Consider the following 21781-nt stretch of genomic DNA (forward strand, 5'->3'; position numbering starts at 1 on the left):
CGGGTGATCTCCGGCCGTGGCGCCGCGCCCGGCCGTGATCGAGTCGGTTGGAAGGATGAGCACCGAATGGTTGGCGACTCCGGTACGTCAGGTCGTTCACCGCGTTTCCGTTCCACCGAGCATCTGGCGAGCGAGGCCGTCGCCGCCTATGTGGACGGCGAACTGCGGATGAACGCCTATCTGCGTGCCGCGCAGCACATTTCCGTCTGCCCCGAATGCGCGGCCGAGGTCGAAGCCCAGCAGCAGGCGCGCATCGCGCTGCGCCGGGCCGCCCAGATCTCCATCCCGCACGGACTGCACGACAGCCTCACCCGCATTCCGCTCGGCGAACTTCCCGGCACCGATCGTTCCGCCACAGCGGCGCACAAGTCCCGTGACGAGGCCGTTTCCGGTTTCCTCGGTGCGTCTTTCGCGGCGAGCTTCGACAGTAGGCGGTGGACGACGTGGTGGCGCAAGTAGAGTTTGGCGCGTGACCACCGAATCGACGAACACCGGATCGGCCGACACCTCGGATTCGGCGGCCAACAGGGGGAACCTGCGGCCGCCGGACGCGCCCGTGCTCGGGCCGCGCCCGGTATACCGCCCGCACGTGGATACCCACACCGCTCGCGCCTTCCGCCGCCCCAACGGGCAGGCCGGATCCTTCGCACCGCGCCCCGGCTCGGCCACCGCCGCCCAGGGCCCCGACCAGGTGCAGAACCGGCCGCCGGACGCCGTGCTGGCCGAGGCGTTCGGCCGGCCGGAAGGTTCCGACGAACTCCTCCAGCGTGATCCCGACGCCGTCACCGGCGAGACCGAGGTCGCAGGCCCCGCCGATCCGTGGCGCGACCCGGAATCGGGGGCCCGCCTCGGTGCGCCCGCCCTGCCCACCCCCGCGGCCCAGACGCACGCCGAAGCCACCAAGCTGTCGGCGCGCGAGGTGCTGTTCGGTTCCCGGGTGGCGCCGCGCGCGCTGGCGCTGCTGGCGGCCATCGCCTTGGTCATCGGCCTGGTCGGCGGCCTCGTCGGCCGGTTGACCGCGGAGACCGCCTCCACTCTGACCTCGCGCAAGGTCGCCCTCGAGCAGACCGGAGATCCGGAGCAGTCGCACGGCCAGATCGCTCAGGTCGCCGATGCGGTGCTGCCTTCGGTGGTCTCGATCCGCACCACCGTCGGCGACAACGGCGCGACCGGTTCGGGCGTGGTCATCGACGGCAACGGCTATATCGCCACCAACAACCACGTCATCTCCATGGCCGCCCAAGACGGTTCCGGCAACGCCAAGATCCAGGTGATGTTCTCCGACGGCACCCGTGTGCCCGCGAACATCGTCGGCCGCGACACCAAAACCGACCTCGCGGTCCTGAAGGTCGATGTGAAAAATCTCACTGTCGCGCAGCTCGGCAAGTCCGAGGACGTCCGCGTCGGCGATGCCGTGCTCGCCATCGGTTCCCCACTGGGACTGAGCAAAACGGTGACCTCCGGCATCGTCAGCGCGCTGCATCGTCCGGTGAAGCTCGAGGGCGAGGGCAGCGACACCAAGGCCGTCATCGACGCGGTGCAGACCGACGCCTCGATCAACCCGGGTAACTCCGGTGGCGCGCTGGTGGACATGGAGGGCCGGGTCATCGGCATCAACACCGCCATCCGCAGCGAGACCGGCGGTTCGGTCGGCCTCGGCTTCGCCGTCCCGGTGGACGTGGTCACCGACGTCGCGCAGACCCTGATCCGCGACGGCGTCAAGCACCATCCGGTGATCGGCCTGAGCGCCCGCACCAAGGCCGTCGCCAACGAGGCGATGAGCGGCGCCGAGGTGGCCGATGTGGCGCCGGGCGGGCCCGCCGCCCGGGCAGGGATCGTGGAGGGCGACGTGATCGTCAAGGTCGGCGATCGTGAGGTCACCAACCCGGACGAGCTGGTCGTGGCTGTTCAGCGCAACAAGATCGGTGAGACGGTGACGGTGCGGTTGATCCGGGAAGGCCGGCAGGTGGACGTTCCGGTCACCCTGGAATCCGACTGATCCGGCGGCCCCGGCGCGCGGTAGCCTGGTCTGGTGTTCAGCAACATCGGGTGGAGCGAGATGGTGATCCTCCTCGTGGCCGCCCTCGTCATCCTCGGACCGGAGCGTCTGCCCGGTGCCGTGCGCTGGACCACGCGCAGCCTGCGGCAGGTGCGCGATTACGCCAGTGGCGCGACCGCGCAGTTGAAGCAGGAGCTCGGCCCCGAATTCGAGGACTTGCGTAAGCCGCTCGCCGATCTGAACGAGCTGCGCGGCATGACCCCCAAGTCGATGGTGACCAAACACCTTCTGAACGGCGACGATTCGCTGTTCAGCGATATCGGCAAGGCCATGCCGGACAAGCAGGATCTCTACGGCACCAATAGCGGTATGCCGGGTTACCCAGTGCCGAAGCCGGAGAAACCGTTGGAGCGCAACGAACGTCCGCCGATCGACACCGACGCCACCTGATCTGTCAAGCGAACTAGACACCCGTCCGGCTTACGCTGTCTACACTTCGCACATGTCGGCCGATGACGTGGCGCGGGTGTTCGCGATCGAGGACAAGGTCGAGCGCCTCAAGGCAGCCACTGACGGTGTCGCGGCGGCGCAGCAGACCATCAACGAGCTCACGCGGATTCGTCGCGCGGTTATTCGTGAGTTACATGCCGAGGGCTGGACGTTCGCCAGAATCGGTGCGGCAGCCGGACTTTCCCGGGCCCGCATCCATCAGGTGAGCACGCAGGGCCCGGCGCCGGAAGGCTTGTTCTTCGGGCACGGCGCGCTCACCGTCCTCACGCCCCGGGTGCGGACCGGTCGGTTGATCGGCGCCCCCGATCCGGCCGCGGCGCCGCGATTGGCGGATCTGCTGCGGGAACTGGGATTCGCGGTCACCGTCGAACAATTCCCGCCCGGACATCCGATCGACCTCAACCGCGACGGGCTGATCGTGCTCGGCGGGCCCGAACTCTCGCCGAGCCTGCGTCAGCTCATCGCCGCCGATCCCCGGCTGCGGCGCTCGGTGGCCCGTGCCGGTGACGGTCGTCGCGGCATCGAGGATCGGGCCGCGCGGCGGGTGTACCGGCCCTCCGGCCCCGACCCGCACGACATCGCCTATCTGGCCCGGCTACCGCGCCCCGACGGGCAGGGCTCGATCCTGGTGATCGACGGCCTGCACCCGCCCGGCTCGCTCGGCGCGGTCCGCCTGCTGGCGACCCGGCTCGCCGGGCTGCACGAACGCGCGGGCACCCGACGGTTCTCGGTGCTGATCGCGGTGCGTTTCGACCGCGCGAGCGGTGAACCGCTGGAGGCCGAACTGCTGACGCCGGTGTATCGCCATGAGCCGGCCGAGGTGCGGCCCCCGGTGCTGCGCACCCGGCGTTGAAGCCCCGTCGCTTTCCGAACCCGGCGCGACGGTGAAGCCTTCCCGCCGCTGATCCCGGCACGACGGCGAATCGGGCCCGCCGCCGCGACGGCTGGGCGCCCGGCGACACCTGTGGTTGAACGCTCACCCTCGAACTCACTTCTCACCGCCACATGCTTAGATAGCCAGGAAGTAACCGTTGCACGGCGCCGACCCTGCTCGGTCCCGGTTTTCCGGCAATCACATGACGCGGAGGCACAGGTGAATGTGATGACGATCATTGCGATCGCACTGATCGCAATCGGATTGCTGGTGACCGTCGTCATCTTCATCCGCAAGCCCGCCGAGCACCGCCGCGCCCACGTCACGGTGGCCGAACTCCAGGCCAGGCTCGCCGACGAATCCGGGCCGGAGCACGCCCGCGCGGAGGAGCCGGAGGCTGCCGAGGAGTCCGGCGCGGCGGCAACGGATTCCGAGCCGGACGCGCAGGATGAGCGTGATCCGACAACCACGGATGCGATCGGGCAGCCCCGCACGGACGAGGAGACGGCCGACGCGGACCAGCAGGCGCGAGCCGACGCCGCCGAGCAGGAACCGGTCGACACCGGCCGGCGGGCGCTGGGCGATACGGCACCGGTCCAGCAGCCGGCCTCTGAGCAGCCGGCCACAGAACCGTCGGCCGACGACCACCACCTGTCCGATACGCAACCTGCCGAAGACAAGGCCCACAAGCCCGACGCAGACTGAGGCGACATAGGCCGCCCTCAGCTGGTCGGGCACCGCGTTCGGTCAACCCGGACCGGCAGGGCGCACCGGCCGGTCGCGGCCCCGGCCGAGCGGCGGCCCGATGCACCCCTCAGGCCGCGACGCTCTCCGGCCGCACCGTGTTCATCGGCGGACGGTCGGTCAGGCACACCTCGGTGCTGTGGGCGGTGAACTCGTCGCCGATCAGCGGGAACTGGGTCAGCGCCGCGCCGGAATCGCGGACGCCGCTGCGGCCGAGGACGGTGCCGAGGATCTGCCTGCTCATCACGCCGAGGTCGGCCAGCGGGCGGTTGCGGTGGGTGCGCACGCCCAGGTTGACCTGGCCGATGGCGTCGAGGCCGAGCCGGTCGTAGGTGTCGAGCAGCAGACCGATCTCCACGCCGTAGCCGGGGGCGAACGGCACCGAGGTGAGCAATTCCCTGGTGCCTGCGTACTCGCCGCCGAGCGGTTGCAGGACCTCCGACAGGTCGGGCCGAAGGGCCGCCAGCAGCGGACGGGCCACCAATTCGGTGACGCGGCCGCCGCCGTGCGCCTCGACCGCGTCGCCGTGGCGCAGCGGTCTGCGGTAGTAGGCCTTGACCAGGTGCAGGTCGTCCACTGTCAGCAGCGGGCCGAGCAGTTTGGGCACGAAGGCCGGGTCGGGGTCGATCAGATCCGAGTCCACGAAGGCCACCAGGTCGCCGCTGGTCACCGCCAGCGAACGCCACAGCACCTCGCCCTTGCCCGGGACCGGATCGAGTTCGGGGACGGCTTGTTCCCGGCTGACCACCCTGGCACCGGCGGCGCGGGCCCGCTCCGCGGTGGCGTCGGTGGATCCGGAATCGAGCACCACCAGTTCGTCCACCAGGCTGCCGAGCAGCGGCCGGATGCTGGCCACCACCGCGGCGACGGTGTCCTGCTCGTTCAGGGCGGGCAGCACCACCGAGACGGTGCGGCCGGCCTTGGCGGCGACGAGTTCGTCGACCGGCCAGTCCGGGGTATCCCAGGTATTCGTCATCGCCCAGCTGGGCTCACGGTGTTGGATGTTCATACCAGACCTCGCAGGGTTCGTGCGGGGGGCCGGATACCCTGTATCGCGGCGATCATGTCCACTACGCGCCGGGTCGCGGCGACTTCGTGGACGCGGAAGACTCGAGCGCCTGCCGCCGCCGACCATGCCGTTGCTGCCAATGTGCCCTCCAGCCGCTCGGTGAGATCGACACCAAGAGTCTCTCCGATGAAATCCTTGTTGGAGAGCGCCATCAAGACCGGCCATCCGGTATTTACAAGATCGTCGGCTGCGCGCAACAGTTCGAGCCCGTGGTAGGTGTTCTTGCCGAAATCGTGGGTGGGGTCGATCAGGATCGAGTCGCGCCGCACCCCGGCGGCCAGCGCCGCCTCCGCCGCCCGCACCACCGTCGCGGTGACCTCGGCGACCACATCGGTGTAGCGGACCCGATGCGGCCGGGTGCGCGGCACCGCGCCGCCGGTATGGCTGCACACGATGCCCGCACCCAGTTCGGCGGCGACGGCGACCAGATCGGGGTCGGCGCCCGCCCAGGTGTCGTTGATCAGATCGGCGCCCTCCCCGATCGCCTTGCGTCCCACCTCGGCACGCCAGGTGTCGACACTGATCAGCAGATCCGGGTACGCGGCGCGGATGGCGGCGACGAACGGGACCACCCTGCGGGTTTCCTCGGCGGCGTCGACCACCTCACCGGGCCCGGCTTTCACACCGCCGATATCGACCAGGTCGGCGCCCTCGTCGACCGCGCGGGCGACGGCGTCCATGGCGGCGGCATCGGTGAAGGTGGCGCCCCGGTCGTAGAACGAGTCGGGGGTGCGGTTCACGATCGCCATGACCAGCGCCCGATCCGTCGCCACCGGGCGTCCGCACAGGGTCGGCGACGGCGCGTCGGGGCGGAACATGGGGTCGACTGTACCGACTCGTGTAATAGCCGCTGCCGGGCGAGGACCCCGGTCAGCCTCGCGGCGCGCGCCCGGCCGCCACTTCCGCGGCGTATCCCGGGTAGGCCGGGATATAGCCGTCGGCGCGGCCGGCGAGGACGAACAGGTCGGTGTCATCGTCGGGCGAATACCCTTGTTTGCGCAGTTCTACCTTGCGGCTTTTGAACGTCGAGGTGGTCTCGAGTTCGTCCACTACCCGGATGAACAGCGGCACCGCGTAGCCGGGTAGCCGCTCATACACCAGTGCGGCCAGCGCTTTTCCGTCGAATTCGGCGCCGGGCGCGAGCGTCACCGCCGCCATCCCGGCCTTGCCGTCGGCGCCGGGAACGTCCACGCCGAACACTACGGCCTGGGAGATCGCCGCCGAGGCGCTCAACGCCGCCTCGACCTCGGTGGTGGCCACGTTCTCGCCCTTCCAGCGGAAGGTGTCGCCGAGCCGGTCGACGAAGGCGATGTGGAACCAGCCTTGATCGCGCACCAGATCGCCGGTGTCGAACCAGACATCGCCCTGACGGAAGCCGTCGCGCACGAGTTTGGCCTCTGAGGCCGCCTGGTCTGTATAGCCGTCGAACGGCGCGCGGCCGGTGACCTTGGCCAGCAGCAGTCCGACACCGCCCGAGCGCACCCGGCGCAGTCGCCCGTCCGGGCCGCGTTTCGGCTTTCCGGTGTCTTCGTCGTATTCGACGATGGCGTAGGGCAGCGGCCCGAAACCGGCGGTGCGATCGACCCCGAAGGCGTTGACGAAGGCGATATTGGCTTCGCTGGCGCCGTAGAACTCCACGATCCGCCCGATGCCGAAGCGGCGCCGAAACTCGTCCCACAACTCGGGCCGCAAGCCGTTGCCGACGGCCAGGCGCACGCGGTGGGTACGGTCGGTCGGCCTGGCCGGCTGGTTGAGCAGATACCGGCACAGTTCGCCGATGTAGATGAAGGCGGTAGCGCGTTCCCGGATCACCTCGTCCCAGAACCGGGACGCCGAGAACTGCCGCCCCAGCGCGAAGGTCGCACCGGCCGCCAGCACCGACGACAACGCCACCGTGAGCGCGTTGTTGTGATACAGCGGCAGGCAGCAGTACATGGTGTCGTCGCCGCGCAACCGGACCCCGAGCCCACCGAGCCCGGACAGGCTCTTGGTCCAGCGCAGATGCGTCATCACGCTGGCCTTGGGCAGGCCGGTGGTGCCCGAGGTGAAGATCAGGAACGCCCGTTCGCGCGCGGTCACCTCGGCGCAGGCCCGCGGATCCGACGGATCACCGAGCTGCGCTTCGGCGTGCAGATCCTTGGCGTAGAGCACATTTGCGGGCGGCTCGGCCAGCGAATCGAGCGCCTCCTGGCATTCCTCACCGACCACGTTCAGCACACTGCCGAGCAGCCCGAAGCTGTGCGCGAGCACCTGATCGCGCTGATGGTGGTTGAGCAGGCCGACGGTGGCGCCGAGCTTGACCGTGGCCAGCACCGTGAACAGGGTTTCCGGGCGGTTGGTCATCAGCACGCCGACCACGTCACCGCGGCCGACACCGCGCGCGGCCAGCACGCTCGCGTAGCGGTTCACCAGCGAATTCGCTGCGCCGTAGGTGTATTCGTCGCCCTCGAAGCGCAGGAACGCCCGATGCGGATGCCGGTGCGCCGCCCGCTGGAAATACAGGCCGACCGACGCCTTGTCATCGGGGCCGACCAGCATGCCGAGGGCGTTGCGCACCATGCCTGGCGCGTCCAACGCCATCCCGGGCAGGCTCTTGGCCAGGTCGAACACGCTGACGGTGGCGTCGTTGCTCACGGCGATCAGTACTCCTCGATCGGATGCTGCTGTGCGGCAGTGGGATTGCGCACCGGTTCCGGCGCGGTGCCCGATGGGCGCAGCGCCGCGAAGGCTTCGTCGAAATCGGTGACCACGCGCACCCGATCCAAAGCCGGCTGCGGCACGAAACCGCGGGCATGCAGTTCGTCCACCCAGGCGAACAGCCCGCGGTAGTGCCCGTCCGGATCCAGTACGACGACCGGTTTGTCGTGCACGCCGAGATAGGCGCCGGTCCAGGTCTCGAAGAACTCCTCGAGGGTGCCGATGCCGCCGGGCAGGGTGAGGAAGGCGTCGGCGCGATCCTCCATCACCTGCTTGCGTTGGCGCATGGTGTCGGTGACGACGAGTTCGTCGGCGTCCACATCGGCCACCTCGCGGTGCACCAGATGCTTCGGGATGACGCCGATGGTGTTCGCACCGCCGGCGCGCGCGGCCGTGGCCACCGCGCCCATCATCGACACGTGGCCGCCGCCGGAAACCAATTGCCAGCCGCGCCGGGCGATTTCGGTGCCGACCCGCGCCGCCAATTCCAGCTGAGCGCGGTCGATGGTGCTGGCCGAACAGTAGACGCAGACGGCGTAGGCGCGCCCGGCATCGCTCACCACTTGTCCTCCGTGCCCATCGTTTCCAGATTCTCCCGCTCGGCGGTCGCCTGCTCCAGGATGCGCACCACGTCCTCGACGCTGTCGGTGACATACAGCAGGTCCACATCGCCCGGCGAGATCTTGCCCGCCCCCAGCAGCGAATCGCGGATCCAGTCCACCAGCCCGCCCCAGAACCTGGTGCCGAACAAGATGATCGGGAACCGGGTGATCTTGCGGGTCTGCACCAGCGTCAGCGCCTCGAACAGTTCGTCCATGGTGCCGAAACCGCCCGGCAGGCAGATGAACGCCTGCGAGTACTTGACGAACATGGTCTTGCGGACGAAGAAGTAGCGGAAATTGATGCCGAGATCGACCCATTCGTTGAGCCCCTGCTCGAACGGCAACTCGATGCCGAGGCCGATCGAATAACCACCCGCCTCACACGCACCCCGGTTGGCGGCCTCCATCGCACCCGGCCCGCCGCCGGTGATCACCGCGAACCCGGCGTGCGCCAACGCCGAACCGATGGCGCGGGCGGCCTCGTACTCGGGATGATCGACCGGCGTCCGCGCCGAACCGAACACCGACACCGCGCGCGGCACCTCGGCCAGCGCCCCGAAACCCTCCACGAATTCGGCCTGGATGCGCAGCACCCGCCACGGGTCGGTATGCACCCATTCGCTGTCACCGCGCCGGTCCAGCAGATTCCGGTCGGCGGTGCCGACGCCGGGCTTGCGATCCCGGCGGAACATGATCGGCCCGCGGAATCTGGCTGTCGACTTCGGCTTGCTGTTGGTGGGTTCGGCGGCGTCGGTGGACATGCCAGCCAAACTACCGGGCCGCGACCTGCGGTTGCGGCCGGATCGGTTTTCCCGGCGCCGGCCATCGCGCGGTTGCCCGCAGTTCACTCGCAGGCCATCGCGGACAGCGGTTTTCAGCTGGACGAGCCGGTGAGGTAGCTCCGCAGCATCGCCGTGACCTGGGTGATCTGGGCCAGCGGGACCCGTTCGTCGCGCTTGTGGGCCAGGTTCGGGTCGCCGGGGCCGAAGTTCACCGCCGGGACGCCGCGGGCGGCGAAACGGGAGACGTCGGTCCAGCCGTACTTGGCGCGCACCCCGGCCGCGCCGTGCGCGTGCACCGTGGTGATCAGGTCCTTGGCGGCGGGTGCGGTGAGGCCGGGCAGGGCGCCGGGGGCCGCGTCGGTGACCTGGAAGTCGAGGTCGAGACCGGCGAACACCTCGCGGACGTGCTCGGTGGCCTGGGCGACGCTGCGGTCGGGCGCGAAGCGGAAGTTCACGTCCACCTCGGCCGCGTCGGGCACCACATTGCCCGCCACCCCACCGGCCACCCGTACCGCCGAGAGGCCCTCGCGGTACACGCAGCCGTCGATATCGACCTCACGCGCGCGATACTCCGACAGCCGCTGCAAGACCGGCGCCAGCCGGTGGATGGCGTTGTCGCCGAGCCAGGCCCGCGCCGAATGCGCCCTGGTGCCGGAGGTGGTGAGCCGGACCCGCAAGGTGCCCTGGCAGCCGGCCTCGATCCAGCCGCCGGACGGTTCGCCGAGGATCGCCAGATCCCCGTCCAGCCATTCCGGGCGTTCCCGTTCGATCCGGGCCAGGCCGTTGAACTCGGCGGCGATCTCCTCGCAGTCGTAGAAGATCAGCGTCAGGTCGTGCGCGGGTTCGGCTATGGTCGCGGCCAGATGCAGGAACACCGCGTCACCGGACTTCATGTCGACGGTGCCGCAGCCGTACATCACCGGCTCGCCGTCTTCGGTGTCCATCCGGCTCGGCACGTTGTCGGCGATCGGCACGGTATCCAGATGCCCGGCCAGCACCACCCGGGTCGGCAGCCCGCGATCGGTGCGCGCCAGCACCACATTGCCGTCGCGCACGATCTCGAAACCGCTGGTCTGGGTCCGCAACGCGGTCTCTACCGCGTCGGTGACGGCCAGCTCGTCCCTTGACACACTCGGGATATCGACGAGGGCGGCGGTGAGGGCAATCGGGTCGGCGCGCAGATCGAGGGTCACCGGTCCAGCGTAGTCAGCGGCCACCGGGCGGCCGGGAACGCCGCGGGCACCGGCCGTGATCTGCGCGGCAGCCGGTGACGTGGCTGCACCACCGGTCGCGGGCGGTCGGTAGGCTCTGCTGACGTGAGCATTCAGGGAGCAACTGCAGTCGGTATCGCCAATGTGACCGCGGACGGCACCGTCCTCGACACCTGGTTCCCGAATCCCCAGCTGGGTGCATTCGCCGAAACCGCGACCAAGCGGCTCGACGAGGTGCCTACGGAGTTCGCCGCGCTGGTCGGTCCCGACGAGGCCCGCGGCGTCGAGGTGATCGCGGTGCAGACCACCATCGCCGACCTGTCCGCCGCGCCCGTGGACGCCCACGACGTCTACCTGCGGCTGCATCTGCTCTCGCACCGGCTGGTTCGCCCGCACGAGGTGAGCCTGGAAGGCCAGTTCGGCCTGCTCAGCAATGTCGTGTGGACCAACCACGGCCCCGCCGCCGTGGAGGGCTTCGAAACCACCCGCGCCAAGCTGCGCGCCCGCGGTCCGGTGACCGTCTACAGCGTCGACAAGTTCCCGCGCATGGTCGACTACGTAGTGCCCTCCGGTGTGCGCATCGGTGACGCCGACCGCGTGCGCCTCGGCGCGCACCTGGCCTCGGGCACCACCGTCATGCACGAAGGCTTCGTCAACTTCAACGCGGGCACCCTCGGCGCCTCCATGGTCGAAGGCCGCATCTCCGCCGGCGTCGTGGTGGGCGACGGCTCCGATATCGGTGGCGGCGCCTCGACCATGGGCACCCTCTCCGGCGGCGGCACCACCGTCATCTCCATCGGTGAGCGCTCCCTGCTCGGCGCCAACTCCGGCCTCGGCATCCCGCTCGGCGACGACTGTGTCCTCGAGGCGGGCCTCTACCTCACCGCGGGCACCAAGGTCACCACGCCCGACGGGACCACCGTCAAAGCCGCCCAGCTGAGCGGCCAGAACAACCTGCTGTTCCGCCGCAACTCCGTCACCGGCGCCGTCGAGGTGGTGCACCGCAAGGGCACCGGCATCGAACTCAACGCGGATCTGCACGCCAACGACTGATCGCCGTCGCGGGGGTAGCCGGTACCAGGCGCCTGCCGAGGGCACCGGCATTGCCGGCCACACCCGCTGAGGGCGACGGGATGGTCCGCCCCCGCTCGGCCAACGATTGAACACCCAGTTCGGGTGGGTTACCGTGCCCCCATGCACGCACTCCGGCCCGGTGCCGACTTCGCCGGGTACCGGATCGAGCGGGTGCTCGGTGTGGGCGGGATGGGCAGTGTGTACGCGGCGCGGCATCCGCGGCTGCCCCGGCTGGTGGCGTTGAAGCTGCTGCATTCGTCGTTCGCCGAGGATCCGGTGTTCCGGGGGCGGTTCGAGCGCGAGGCCGAGCTCGCCGGGCGGCTGGATCATCCGAATATCGTGACGATCCACGATCGCGGCCGGGAAGGGTTGCAGCTGTGGATCAGCATGCAGTACGTCGAGGGCACCGACGCCGAGACGGCCTTGCGCACCGGGCAGATGCCGCCGCTGCGGGCACTGTATGTGGCGGCCGCGACCGCCGACGCGCTCGATTACGCGCATCGTCAGGGCATGCTGCACCGGGATGTGAAGCCCGCCAACATCCTGATCCGCAGCGAGGCGAACACCCAGGAACGGGTGCTGCTCACCGATTTCGGCATCGCGAAGGCCCGCGACGAGTCCACCTCGCTCACCCAGACCGGCACCCTGCTCGCCACCCTGCGCTACGCCTCGCCGGAGCAGTTGGAGGGCAAGCCGCTGGATCCGCGCTCGGATCAGTATTCGCTGGGCTGCACGCTGTTTCATCTGCTGGCCGGGCAGCCGCCGTATCCCACCGAGAGCGCGGCGGCGTTGATCAGCGCGCATCTGGTGCAGCCGGTGCCGCGGATCAGCGCGGTGCGGCCCGATCTGCCGCCCGCACTCGATGACGTCTTCGCCCGCGCGCTGGCCAAGGATCCGCAGCAGCGGTTCGGCAGTTGCGCGGAGATGGTGGAGGCGGCGCGGCGGGCGTTCACCGAGCCGGCGTCCGCACCGCCGCCGGCCGCGCCATCGTCCGCGCCGAATCGCCGGACGCGGTGGGTGCTCGCGGTGGCGGCACTGGCAGTGGTGGCCACGGCCGTGACGGCCACTGTCGTCGCCGCCCGATCCGGCGAGGAGGACCCGACTCCGCCGACGACCACCGTCGCCCAGCCGACCACCACCGGCGCCGCATCGACCACCGCACCGCCCGACCCCTGGGGGGCGGGCCGCGAGACCGTCGCCCTGTTCCCGGACCTGCTGCCCTCCGGCCCCGACAGCGCCGGATTCCGCGAGCTGCGCTGCAGTTTCGCCACCAAGAACCCGAATGCGGTGTGGACGTACGGCTTCAACTGCCTCGACGCCGACAAGCTCGAACTGCAGGTCCTCACCCACGACGACGCCGCCACCGTCGACTCCTACATCGCCACCCTGCCCGCGGGCACCACCGAGCAGTTGCGTTCGCGCTACGGACAACCGCTGATCGTGCGAAAGTTCAATAGTTCGACCGGTCCGTGGGTGCTGGTCCAGTTCGCGGAGGGTCCGCGCGCCGCCATCACCTTTCAGGTCTTCCGGAAAGGCCGCACGCACCAGGAGGTGATCGACGAATGGGTGCGTACCGCTCCGTTCTGATCCGGCTCGCCGCGGCGGGCGCGCTCGCGACGCTGACGGCTTGTTCGACCGTCACCGGAACGCCGGTTGCCGCCGAGATCGACGTGCGCACCCTCGATGTCGGCGATTATTCGATCGAGCCGCTCGACGTGAACGGGGCGCGGTTGCCCTCCGACGGCCCGATCCTGGAAGGTCTGCGGATGGCGGGCGCGATCGCGGTGCCGCACGAGATCGACGCGGACCTCGTGCACAACTGGGGCACCGATGTGATCGACAGCCCCAAGAAGGCCGCCGACGCCTCCGCCATCTCCAACGTCAACCTGCCCACGCTGGAACGGCACGGGTTCCTGGTGGCCTTCGATATCGCCGAGGCCGACGAGCCGTTCCCCACCGAGGTCCGCCCGACCGAGACCGATGCCACCGTCACCCGAGTGGTGCTCATGCGCTTTCCGGACGCGGCCCGCGCGAGCACGGCGGCGCGTGAACTGGAGAGCACCGACTTCGCGGTGAGCCCCGACAACCGCCCGGTCACCGTACCGGGACACGCGGCGGCGCACGCACATTGGCGCCCCGGCATCAAGACCGTGAGCGCCCTGATGGCGCACGACGAGATCGTCATCAGCGTCTTCCTGCAGCATCCGACACCCGATCTGGACGCGATGACGGCCCGCCTGCGCGAGATCTTCGACGCTCAGCTGCCCCTGCTCGACGAGTTCGAGCCCACCCCGCCCGGCGAATTCGCCGATCTGCCCCGCGATCCCGACGGCATGCTGCGCCGCACGCTCACGCCAGGGCCCCGCGATCAACGCGTCCCGATTTCCGCGCTCGACTACTCCGCCTGGAGCGGCCGCGCCGTCATCCATTTCCGGCCGGCCGACGCACCGGAGCTGCGCGCGGCCTGGGATGCCGGCGGCGTCGACGTGGTAGCCCAGTCGGGCTCGACGACGGTCTTCCGCTTCCGCGACAACGCGGCGGCGAATGCGTTCGGCACCGCCTGGTCGGACAACCAGAGCGCGAACACCGAAACCATCGACCCACCCGCCGACGTCCCCGGCACCCGCTGCGTCCAACGCCCCGCCACCACCGACGAACCCGCCGTAGCCCGCTGCTACCTCACCTACCGCCGCTACGCCGCCTTCGTCACCGGCGACGACCCCACCGACGTCCGCCAACAGGCGGCAGCCCAATACGCCCTGCTGGTCAACACTCAGTAGAGATCGAGCGACCTCAGGCGACCCGCCAACTCCGATCACCGAGCGTGACGACGACATCGACAGTCCCGCCCAGCGCGGATACATACGCCCGGATTGTGTCGATGCCGGAGACCTCGCCGCTCTCGATCTTCGACACCCGTGCCTGGGACAGCCCGAGCAGTTCCGCCAACTCCACCTGAGTCAGGCCTGCGGCCTGCCGCATTTCCGCCAGTTGGTGGCCGCGAACATAGGCTTCCCTGCGGTCACGAGCCCGGGCTTTGCCTTCGGTGCGCTCGGCCTCTGTACGAGAATCCAGAGCGCGTGCCTTGGCTTTCGTGTCGGACCATTTCACGAATTCCGAGCTCATCGTTCCTCCATTGCCGCTAGGTGCTCAGCAAACCGCTTGTCGGCTAATCGGATCGCCTCGCGGTACCAGCCTTGCCAATTGCCGGATTTGTCGCCCGCCACGAGCACGATCGCCTGCCGCGCCGGATCGAAGGCGAACAACATCCGAACCTCACTCGACCCGGTCGACGGTGGCCGCAGTTCTTTCATGTTGTGAAACTCGCTGCCTTTGATCCGATCGACCAGCGGCCGACCTGCCGCCGGCCCTTCGGCCGCTAGCTGGTCTAGCGCATCCTCGATCAAATCGCCCGTCTCCGGGTCGCTCACGCATACTGCCAGGTACCACGACTCCACCTCCGAATGAAGCACGACCTCCCAGTTCACGCCGCAACTATAACGTAATTGTCATATCACCCGCCGCGCTACACAAGGGCTCTACCCGGACGACCCTCAGCCGAGCTGCTTCTTCTGCACCTTGCCCATCGCGTTGCGGGGCAGGGTGTCGACGAGGCGGACTTCGCGGGGGCGTTTGTGGATGGAAAGTTGCTGGGCCACATGGTCGATCAGGTCGGATTCCGTGGGCAGGTCCATACCGGCGCGTGGCACGACGAAGGCGACGATGCGCTGGCCGAGGTCGGGGTCGGGGAGGCCGACGACGGCGGCTTCGGCGACGGCGGGGTGGCCGAGGAGGGTGGTTTCGACTTCGCCGGCGCCGACGCGGAAGCCGCCGGATTTGATGAGGTCGACCGATTCGCGGCCGACGATGCGGTGGAAGCCGTCCGGGTCGATGACGGCGACGTCGCCGGTGCAGAACCAACCGTCGTCGGTCCAGCAGTCGGAAGTCGCATCCGGCCGGTTGAGATACCCGTCGAACAGCATCGGCCCGCGCACCTGCAACCCGCCGATGCTCTCACCGTCGTGCGCAACGGGCGCACCGGATTCGTCGCGCAGCCGGGTTTCCACACCGCGCACGGGCAGGCCGACCCAGCCGGGGCGGCGTTCGCCGTCGGCGCGGGTGGACAGGGTGATCATGGTTTCGCTCATGCCGTAGCGCTCGACGGGCGCGTGGCCGGTGAGTTCGGCGAGGCGTTCGAAGACCGGCACGGGCAGTGGTGCGCTGCCGGACACGAGCAGGCGCGCGTCGGCCAACCGCCTGGCGGCGTCGGGGTTTTCGGCGATGCGGGACCAGACGGTCGGCACACCGAAGTACAGCGTGCCGGGCGCCTCGGCGTAGGCCTCGGGGGTGGGTTTGCCGGTGTGGATCAGCGGGCTGCCGACGCGCAGCGCACCGAGCACACCGAGGATCAGACCGTGCACGTGGAACAGCGGGAGTCCGTGCACCAGAACGTCGTCGGCGGTCCAGGACCACGCCTCGGCGAGCGCGTCGAGCCCGGCGGCGATGGCGCCGCGGCTGAGCATCACGCCCTTGGGCAGGCCGGTGGTGCCGGAGGTGTAGAGCACGAAAGCCGTTGTCGCCGGGTCGGGTTCGGGATAGGTGTGCCACGACCTGGCATGCAGCCGGACCGGGACCACCGGCAGGTCGGTGCCCTCCGGGGCCTCACCCAGCCAGGCCTGCGCCCCGGAATCGGCCAGGATGTGGGCGGATTCGGCCGCCCCGGCGTCCGGTGGCACGGGCACGACGGTCACCCCGGCGATCAGGCAGCCGACCACGGCGAGCACGGTGGTCGCGGTCGGCCGCGCCAGCACCGCCACCCGATCGGCGCGGGCGATGCGCTCGGCCACCGACGTGGCGGCGCCGAGCAGATCGCTGCGCGAGAACCGCGTTCCGTCGATGGTGATGGCATCAGGAATATCGGCACCCGCCGCGACGGCGAGCGGATCCAGGGAGCGGAGCAGCAGCGGCGGACCGTAGGGCATTCGCTCACGCTACCGCGACGCGGGCGATGGGCCAGGAGCAGGCAGCGAGCGCCACCACGCAGGACGCGCCGCCGCGCGACCGGCCGCGCACCGTTGACACCCGCGATGACGCGGTGAGAAAGTAGTTGTACAACCTTCTCAACGGTGAGATGGGGTCCACGATGACCAGCACTTCCCACGCGAGCACCGCCTCACGCACCGGCGAATTCGATATCCGCCGGCATATCGACGGTTCCGCCGCGCTCTTCGGCGCCGCCGCCAACGTCATCATGCAGCTGAGCCATCCGGCCGTCGGCTACGGCGTGCTGGAGAGCCCGGTGGACAGCGGAAAGATCCTGCTGCATCCGGTCAAACGCACCCGCACCACCCTCACCTATCTGGCGGTGGCCATGCTCGGCAGCGAGGACGAACGCGCCGCCTACCGCGAGGCCGTCAACGGCTCGCATCGCCCGGTGCGGTCGACCGGGTCGAGCCCGGTGCAGTACAACGCCTTCGACCCGCGCCTGCAACTGTGGGTGGCGGCCTGCCTGTACTGGGGCGGGCGCGATCTGCACGACCGCCTGCACGGCCCGATGAACGACGCCGACGCCGACGCCTTCTACCGCCACGCCGCCCGTTTCGGCACCACCCTCCAGATGCCGGAACACCTGTGGCCCGCCGACCGCGCCGCCTTCGAGCGGTACTGGACCGAGAACCTGGCGCGCACCTTCATCGATCCGCCGGTGCGCGACATGCTCAACGCCATCGTCGACCTGAAGATGTTCCCGCGGCCGATGCGGCGACCCGCACTGCTGCGTTTCCACCGTTTCGTCACCGCGGGACTCCTGCCGCCGCACCTGCGCGAACAGATGGGCATGTCCTGGAGCGAGGAGGACGAGCGCAAGCTGAGCCGTTTCCTACGCGGAGTCGGTGCGATCGAGGCCCGGCTACCGGTGGTGGTGAAAACCTTCCCGGTCAACGCTTTTCTCGCCGATATGCGGCTGCGTCGCCGACTGGGCAGGCCACTGGTCTGAGCGTTCAGGGAATGCGGAACGACACCACGACGTGGTCGCGCGCGAATTCCCGCGCCGCCGCGTCGTCGTCGAGCGGGATCACCGTCTGCGGGGTCAGCGCCAGCGACAGCGCGGTCCTGGCGATCATCTCCGCCAGCGGCAGCGGGTCGTAGTCGGGCAGCTTGCCCTCCCGCTGCAAGCGGGTGATGAACTCCGCGACGTAATCGCGCCCGAGTTCGATCACCGGCGCGCCCTTGACCGTCAGGTACGGCAACACGACCTCGGGTTCGGTCTGCAACAGCCGATCCAGCAGCTTGTTGCTGCGCAGGCCGGCGAGGAAGGCCACGAACAATTCGACGATCTGGTCCTCGGCGCCGGCGTCGCGCTCGATCTGGCGCTGCACCGCGGCGTCGACGCCGTCGATGAACTCGCGGGTCTGCTGCAATCCGACGGCCTGGATGAGATCGGTCTTGCCCGCGAACCGCCGGTACAGCGTGGCCAGCGACAGTCCGCCGCGCCGGGCCACCTCGCCCATGCTGGTGCGTTTGATGCCGAAGTCCAGGAAGGCCAGCAGGGCCGCGGACAGCACGGTTTGATCCTGATCCTTGCGCTGGGTTCGTACCAGCGGCAGCAGATCGGCCAGCGCCGCCATATCGGCACCTCCGCGAGAGTCGGCGAAACAATGACTGACCAAGCATTGCACAGTTTCATCGTCGATTGACACACAGCGTGAGCAAGTGAGAAGGTTTCCGCGCAATCTTCTCATCGAAATGAGGTCAACGATGACCGCTGTCGCGCCCGCCACCACCGGCGGACCCGTACCGGCGCCACCGGCGGACTTCGTCGTCGAGGACTACATCGACGGCGTCTCCGCCTTCCTCGGCGGCACCGCCAACGTCATCATGCAGCTGGGCCTGCGTCCGGTCGCCTACGGCGTGCTGGAAAGCGACGTCGACAGCGGCAAGGTGATGGTGCATCCGCTCAAGCGGCTGCGCACCACGCTCACCTATCTCGCGGTGGCGATGATGGGCAGTGCGGACGAACGAGCCGCCTACCGCGAGGCCGTCAACGGCTCGCACCGCAGCATCCGGTCCAAGCCGTCGAGCCCGGTGAAGTACAACGCTTTCGACCCGAACCTGCAACTGTGGGTGGCGGCCTGCCTGTACTGGGGTTTCGCCGACATGCTCGACAAGCTGCGCGGCGGCATCGACGAGGACGCCGCGAACGCCTTCTACCAGCACAGTGTGCGCCTGGGCGCCACCCTTCAGATGCGGCCGGAGATGTGGCCGGCCGATCGCGCGGCCTTCGCCGAGTACTGGGAGACCAATCTGGCCGCCACCGCGATCGACCCGGTGGTCCGCGACTACTTCAACGACCTCATCGACCTGAAGATGATGCCGCGCGCGGTGCAGGTGCTGTTCGCGCGGTTCCAGCGGTTCGTCGTCACCGGGGTGTTGCCGTGGCATCTGCGCCGGGAGATGGGCATGCGCTGGTCGGCGCGCGATCAGCGGCGTTTCGAGCGGCTGATGCGGCTCATCGGCGCGGTCGTCACCCGGCTGCCCGCGCCGGCCAGGATGTTCCCGCTGAACTTCTACCTGTGGGATCTGCGCCGCCGCATGCGTAAGGGCTTGCCGCTGGTGTGATCAGCGCCCGGCCAGAGCACGCAGGAAGAAGCCCAGGTTGGCCGGCCGCTCGGCCAGCCTGCGCATGAGATAGCCGTACCACTGGTCGCCGTAGGGCACATACACCCGCATGGTGTTCCCGGCGGCGGCGATCCTGGCCTGCTCGTCCTCGCGGATGCCGTAGAGCATCTGGTACTCGACATCGCCCGGACCGCGCCCGGTGTCGGCCAGCAGCCAGTCGGCGGCGGCGATCATCTCCGGATCGTGCGAGGCCACCATCGGATAGCCCTCGCCGCGCATGAGCACGTCCAGACAGCGGCGGTAGGAGGCGTCGACCTCGTCGCGGTGCTGATAGGCCACCTGCTCCGGTTCCCGATAGGCGCCCTTGCACAACCGGATCCGGGAGCCGGGGCCGGCGAAATCCCGGCAGTCGGCCTCGGTGCGGCGCAGGTAGGCCTGCAAGACCGTGCCGAGCCACGGGAACTCCTCACGCAGCTCGGACACCGTCGCGAGGGTGGCGTCGGTGGTGGTGTGGTCCTCGGCGTCGACGGTGACCCAGATGCCCGCCTGCACCGCCTTGGTGCACAGCGTGCGCAGATTCTCGGTGGCGATGGCGGGCCCGTCGCCGGGCAGCGCCTGCCCGAGCGCCGACAGCTTCACCGAGACCTCGAGCGGCGCCGCACCCGCCGGTCCGAGCGAAACATCCAGCGCCGACAGATCATTGAGCAGCGACAGATACTCGGCGACCGCCGCGTCGGCCTGCGCGCGATCGGTGGTGTTCTCGCCGAGATAGTCGACGCTCACCGCGCGCCCGCCGGCCAGCAGTTGCCTGGCCACCGGGATCAACTCCGCCCTGGTCTCGCCCGCCACGAATCGCCGCACGATGTCGGCGGTCACCGGTGTGCCGGTCACCAGCCGTTTCAGCCGCGGCGACCCGGCCGCGGCGAGGATGGCGGGCCGTAGCGGGTTCACGCCTGCTGTCCCATATGCGGGTACCGGTAGTCGTCCGGCGGGACGAAGGTCTCCTTGATTACGCGCGGCGCCACCCAGCGCAGCAGATTCAGCGGCGAACCGGCCTTGTCGTCGGTACCGGAGGCGCGGGCCCCGCCGAAGGGCTGCTGCCCGACGACCGCGCCGGTGGGCTTGTCGTTGACGTAGAAGTTGCCCGCCGCGAACCGCAATGCCGCCGAGGCCTGCTCGATGGCGTGCCGGTCCTGGGCGAATACCGCGCCGGTCAGCGCGTAGGGCGCCGCCGACTCCACCTCCGACAGGATCGACGAATAGGCACCCGGTTCACTGTCGTCGTAGACGTGCACCGACAGGATCGGGCCGAAATACTCGGTGGTGAAGGCTTCGTCGCGTGGATCGTCGGCCAGCAGCACCGTCGGCCGGACGAACCAGCCCTCGCTGTCGTCGTAGCTGCCGCCGACCGGGATGCTCAGCCCGGCCGAGCGGGCGCGTTCGATGGCCGCCACGCTCTTGTCGTAGGCGCGCCGATCGATCAGTGCGCCACCGAAATTGGTCAGATCGGCGACGTCACCGTAGGCGAGGTTCCGGGTCAGATCGAGGAAGTCGTCGCCCATCTGCCGCCACAGCGAACGCGGCAGATACGCGCGGGAGGCCGCCGAACACTTCTGGCCCTGATATTCGTAGGCGCCGCGGACGAGCGCGGTGGTCAGCGCCTCGGGATCGGCGGAGGTGTGCGCGACGATGAAATCCTTACCGCCGGTCTCCCCCACCAACCGCGGATAGCCGTGGTAATTGCCGATATTCGCGCCGACCTGACGCCACAGGAACTGGAAGGTCTTGGTGGAGCCGGTGAAATGGATGCCCGCCAGCCGCGGATCGGCCAGCGCCACCTCCGACAGGTCGACGCCGTCACCGGTGACCATATTGATCACCCCGGGTGGCAGGCCCGCCGCTTCCAGCAGCCGCATCGTGTAATAGGCGGCCAGCGTCTGCGTCGGTGAGGGCTTCCACACCACGGTATTGCCCATGAGCGCGGGCGCGGTGGGCAGATTGCCGGCGATGGCGGTGAAGTTGAACGGGGTGATGGCGTAGACGAAACCCTCGAGCGGGCGGTAGTCCATCCGGTTCCACACACCGGCGCTGGACCGTGGCTGCTGTTCGAGGATCTCGCGGGCGAAGGCGACATTGAACCGCCAGAAGTCGATCAACTCGCAGGGAGCGTCGATCTCGGCCTGCTGCACCGACTTCGACTGACCGAGCATGGTGGCCGCGGCGATCGTCTCCCGCCACGGACCCGACAGCAGGTCGGCCGCACGCAGCAGCACCGCCGCGCGTTCGTCGAAGGGCAGCGCGCGCCAGCCGGGTGCGGCGGCAATGGCGGCGTCGATGGCGCCGCTCGCTTCGGAATGGGTGATATCGGTGTAGGTGCCCAAGACGTGGCGATGCCGGTGCGGGGCGACGATCTCGTGCCTCGCGCCGACGCCCGGCCGGTGTTTACCGCCGATCACCAGCGGTATCTCGACTCGCTCGGCGGAGATCGCGGCCAGCCTGCTCGCCAGCCGCTCCCGCTCGGGACTACCCGGTGCGTAGCTGTGCACCGGCACGTTCGCAGGGGCAGGGACAACCGTGACAGCGTCCATAACCCAGGCTAACT

The 21781-nt window shown here is 69.3% G+C and carries 22 protein-coding genes; 10 read left to right on the top strand and 12 right to left on the bottom strand.

All coding sequences use genetic code 11. From position 1 onward, the window contains the following. Nucleotides 1–66 precede the first annotated feature (66 nt). The 5 genes from FEK34_RS19670 (at nucleotide 67) to FEK34_RS19690 (ending at nucleotide 4088) form a co-directional block, all read left to right on the top strand. On the top strand, nucleotides 67–459 hold the full coding sequence (locus FEK34_RS19670; RefSeq protein WP_138449607.1) for a hypothetical protein: 393 nt from the start codon (nucleotides 67–69) through the stop codon (nucleotides 457–459). A gap of 10 nt (nucleotides 460–469) precedes the next feature. Beyond that, nucleotides 470–1999, top strand: a complete 1530-nt coding sequence (locus tag FEK34_RS19675; RefSeq protein WP_138449610.1) for a S1C family serine protease — start codon at nucleotides 470–472, stop codon at nucleotides 1997–1999. Nucleotides 2000–2032: 33 nt separating this feature from the next. After that, on the top strand, nucleotides 2033–2449 hold the full coding sequence (tatB, locus tag FEK34_RS19680) for a Sec-independent protein translocase protein TatB (protein ID WP_138449612.1): 417 nt from the start codon (nucleotides 2033–2035) through the stop codon (nucleotides 2447–2449). A 52-nt stretch (nucleotides 2450–2501) separates the two neighbouring features. Then, nucleotides 2502–3362, top strand: a complete 861-nt coding sequence (locus tag FEK34_RS19685; RefSeq protein ID WP_138449614.1) for a hypothetical protein — start codon at nucleotides 2502–2504, stop codon at nucleotides 3360–3362. Between the two features lie 249 nt (nucleotides 3363–3611). After that, nucleotides 3612–4088 (top strand): hypothetical protein, encoded by a 477-nt coding sequence (locus FEK34_RS19690; protein ID WP_138449616.1) that lies wholly within the window; start codon nucleotides 3612–3614, stop codon nucleotides 4086–4088. 109 nt (nucleotides 4089–4197) lie between these two features. Here FEK34_RS19690 and FEK34_RS19695 read toward each other — a convergent pair whose 3' ends face one another. From FEK34_RS19695 to dapE, 6 genes are all read right to left on the bottom strand, one after another. Then, on the bottom strand, nucleotides 4198–5136 hold the full coding sequence (locus FEK34_RS19695; protein WP_138449618.1) for a glucosyl-3-phosphoglycerate synthase: 939 nt from the start codon (nucleotides 5134–5136) through the stop codon (nucleotides 4198–4200). Continuing rightward, nucleotides 5133–6014 (bottom strand): dihydropteroate synthase, encoded by an 882-nt coding sequence (gene folP, locus FEK34_RS19700; RefSeq protein ID WP_014352687.1) that lies wholly within the window; start codon nucleotides 6012–6014, stop codon nucleotides 5133–5135. Before folP ends, FEK34_RS19695 begins: the two co-directional genes overlap by 4 nt. Before the next feature lie 52 nt (nucleotides 6015–6066). Further along, a complete protein-coding gene (locus FEK34_RS19705; RefSeq protein ID WP_171048289.1) occupies nucleotides 6067–7830 on the bottom strand; it encodes a long-chain-acyl-CoA synthetase in 1764 nt (587 codons plus the stop codon). A gap of 5 nt (nucleotides 7831–7835) precedes the next feature. After that, nucleotides 7836–8453 (bottom strand): TIGR00730 family Rossman fold protein, encoded by a 618-nt coding sequence (locus FEK34_RS19710; protein WP_138449918.1) that lies wholly within the window; start codon nucleotides 8451–8453, stop codon nucleotides 7836–7838. Continuing rightward, complete coding sequence (locus FEK34_RS19715; RefSeq protein WP_138449620.1) at nucleotides 8450–9256, bottom strand: TIGR00730 family Rossman fold protein; 807 nt, start codon at nucleotides 9254–9256, stop codon at nucleotides 8450–8452. Before FEK34_RS19715 ends, FEK34_RS19710 begins: the two co-directional genes overlap by 4 nt. Nucleotides 9257–9369: 113 nt before the next feature. Next, a complete protein-coding gene (gene dapE, locus FEK34_RS19720; protein WP_138449624.1) occupies nucleotides 9370–10470 on the bottom strand; it encodes a succinyl-diaminopimelate desuccinylase in 1101 nt (366 codons plus the stop codon). A gap of 123 nt (nucleotides 10471–10593) precedes the next feature. Here dapE and dapD point away from each other — a divergent pair, with 123 nt between their 5' ends. The 3 genes from dapD to FEK34_RS19735 all read left to right on the top strand — a co-directional run bounded on the left by dapD (nucleotide 10594) and on the right by FEK34_RS19735 (nucleotide 14342). Further along, on the top strand, nucleotides 10594–11541 hold the full coding sequence (gene dapD / locus FEK34_RS19725; RefSeq protein ID WP_138449627.1) for a 2,3,4,5-tetrahydropyridine-2,6-dicarboxylate N-succinyltransferase: 948 nt from the start codon (nucleotides 10594–10596) through the stop codon (nucleotides 11539–11541). A 141-nt stretch (nucleotides 11542–11682) separates the two neighbouring features. Continuing rightward, a complete protein-coding gene (locus tag FEK34_RS19730; RefSeq protein ID WP_138449629.1) occupies nucleotides 11683–13149 on the top strand; it encodes a serine/threonine-protein kinase in 1467 nt (488 codons plus the stop codon). Continuing rightward, entirely contained in the window at nucleotides 13125–14342 is a 1218-nt protein-coding gene (locus FEK34_RS19735) for a DUF7373 family lipoprotein (protein ID WP_138449631.1), read from the top strand. The genes FEK34_RS19730 and FEK34_RS19735 overlap by 25 nt, the downstream gene beginning before the upstream one ends. 13 nt (nucleotides 14343–14355) lie before the next feature. Here FEK34_RS19735 and FEK34_RS19740 read toward each other — a convergent pair whose 3' ends face one another. From FEK34_RS19740 to FEK34_RS19750, 3 genes are all read right to left on the bottom strand, one after another. Further along, complete coding sequence (locus FEK34_RS19740; RefSeq protein WP_138449635.1) at nucleotides 14356–14688, bottom strand: helix-turn-helix domain-containing protein; 333 nt, start codon at nucleotides 14686–14688, stop codon at nucleotides 14356–14358. Continuing rightward, nucleotides 14685–15050 (bottom strand): type II toxin-antitoxin system RelE/ParE family toxin, encoded by a 366-nt coding sequence (locus FEK34_RS19745; RefSeq protein WP_138449638.1) that lies wholly within the window; start codon nucleotides 15048–15050, stop codon nucleotides 14685–14687. The genes FEK34_RS19740 and FEK34_RS19745 overlap by 4 nt, the downstream gene beginning before the upstream one ends. Before the next feature lie 66 nt (nucleotides 15051–15116). Further along, nucleotides 15117–16544 carry an acyl-CoA synthetase gene (locus FEK34_RS19750; protein ID WP_171048290.1) on the bottom strand — a complete coding sequence of 476 codons (1428 nt, stop codon included), beginning with the start codon at nucleotides 16542–16544 and terminating at the stop codon, nucleotides 15117–15119. Between the two features lie 161 nt (nucleotides 16545–16705). Here FEK34_RS19750 and FEK34_RS19755 point away from each other — a divergent pair, with 161 nt between their 5' ends. Further along, nucleotides 16706–17557, top strand: coding sequence for an oxygenase MpaB family protein (locus tag FEK34_RS19755; RefSeq protein ID WP_138449641.1), 852 nt, complete (start codon nucleotides 16706–16708; stop codon nucleotides 17555–17557). A gap of 4 nt (nucleotides 17558–17561) precedes the next feature. Here FEK34_RS19755 and FEK34_RS19760 read toward each other — a convergent pair whose 3' ends face one another. Beyond that, a complete protein-coding gene (locus FEK34_RS19760; protein WP_138449644.1) occupies nucleotides 17562–18188 on the bottom strand; it encodes a TetR/AcrR family transcriptional regulator in 627 nt (208 codons plus the stop codon). 130 nt (nucleotides 18189–18318) lie between these two features. On the opposite strand from FEK34_RS19760, the gene FEK34_RS19765 reads away from it, so the two are divergent. Continuing rightward, the gene (locus FEK34_RS19765; protein ID WP_138449646.1) at nucleotides 18319–19179 is read left to right on the top strand and encodes an oxygenase MpaB family protein; all 861 of its coding nucleotides are present in this window, start codon (nucleotides 18319–18321) and stop codon (nucleotides 19177–19179) included. Here FEK34_RS19765 and FEK34_RS19770 read toward each other — a convergent pair whose 3' ends face one another. Together FEK34_RS19770 and pruA are read right to left on the bottom strand one after the other, a co-directional pair. After that, nucleotides 19180–20130: a proline dehydrogenase family protein gene (locus FEK34_RS19770; protein ID WP_138449649.1), complete on the bottom strand. Its 951-nt coding sequence runs from the start codon at nucleotides 20128–20130 to the stop codon at nucleotides 19180–19182. Next, entirely contained in the window at nucleotides 20127–21767 is a 1641-nt protein-coding gene (gene pruA, locus FEK34_RS19775; RefSeq protein WP_138449651.1) for an L-glutamate gamma-semialdehyde dehydrogenase, read from the bottom strand. Before pruA ends, FEK34_RS19770 begins: the two co-directional genes overlap by 4 nt. Nucleotides 21768–21781: the final 14 nt, after the last annotated feature.

The sequence above is a fragment of the Nocardia cyriacigeorgica genome (assembly GCF_005863245.1).
GTDB lineage: Bacteria > Actinomycetota > Actinomycetes > Mycobacteriales > Mycobacteriaceae > Nocardia > Nocardia cyriacigeorgica_C.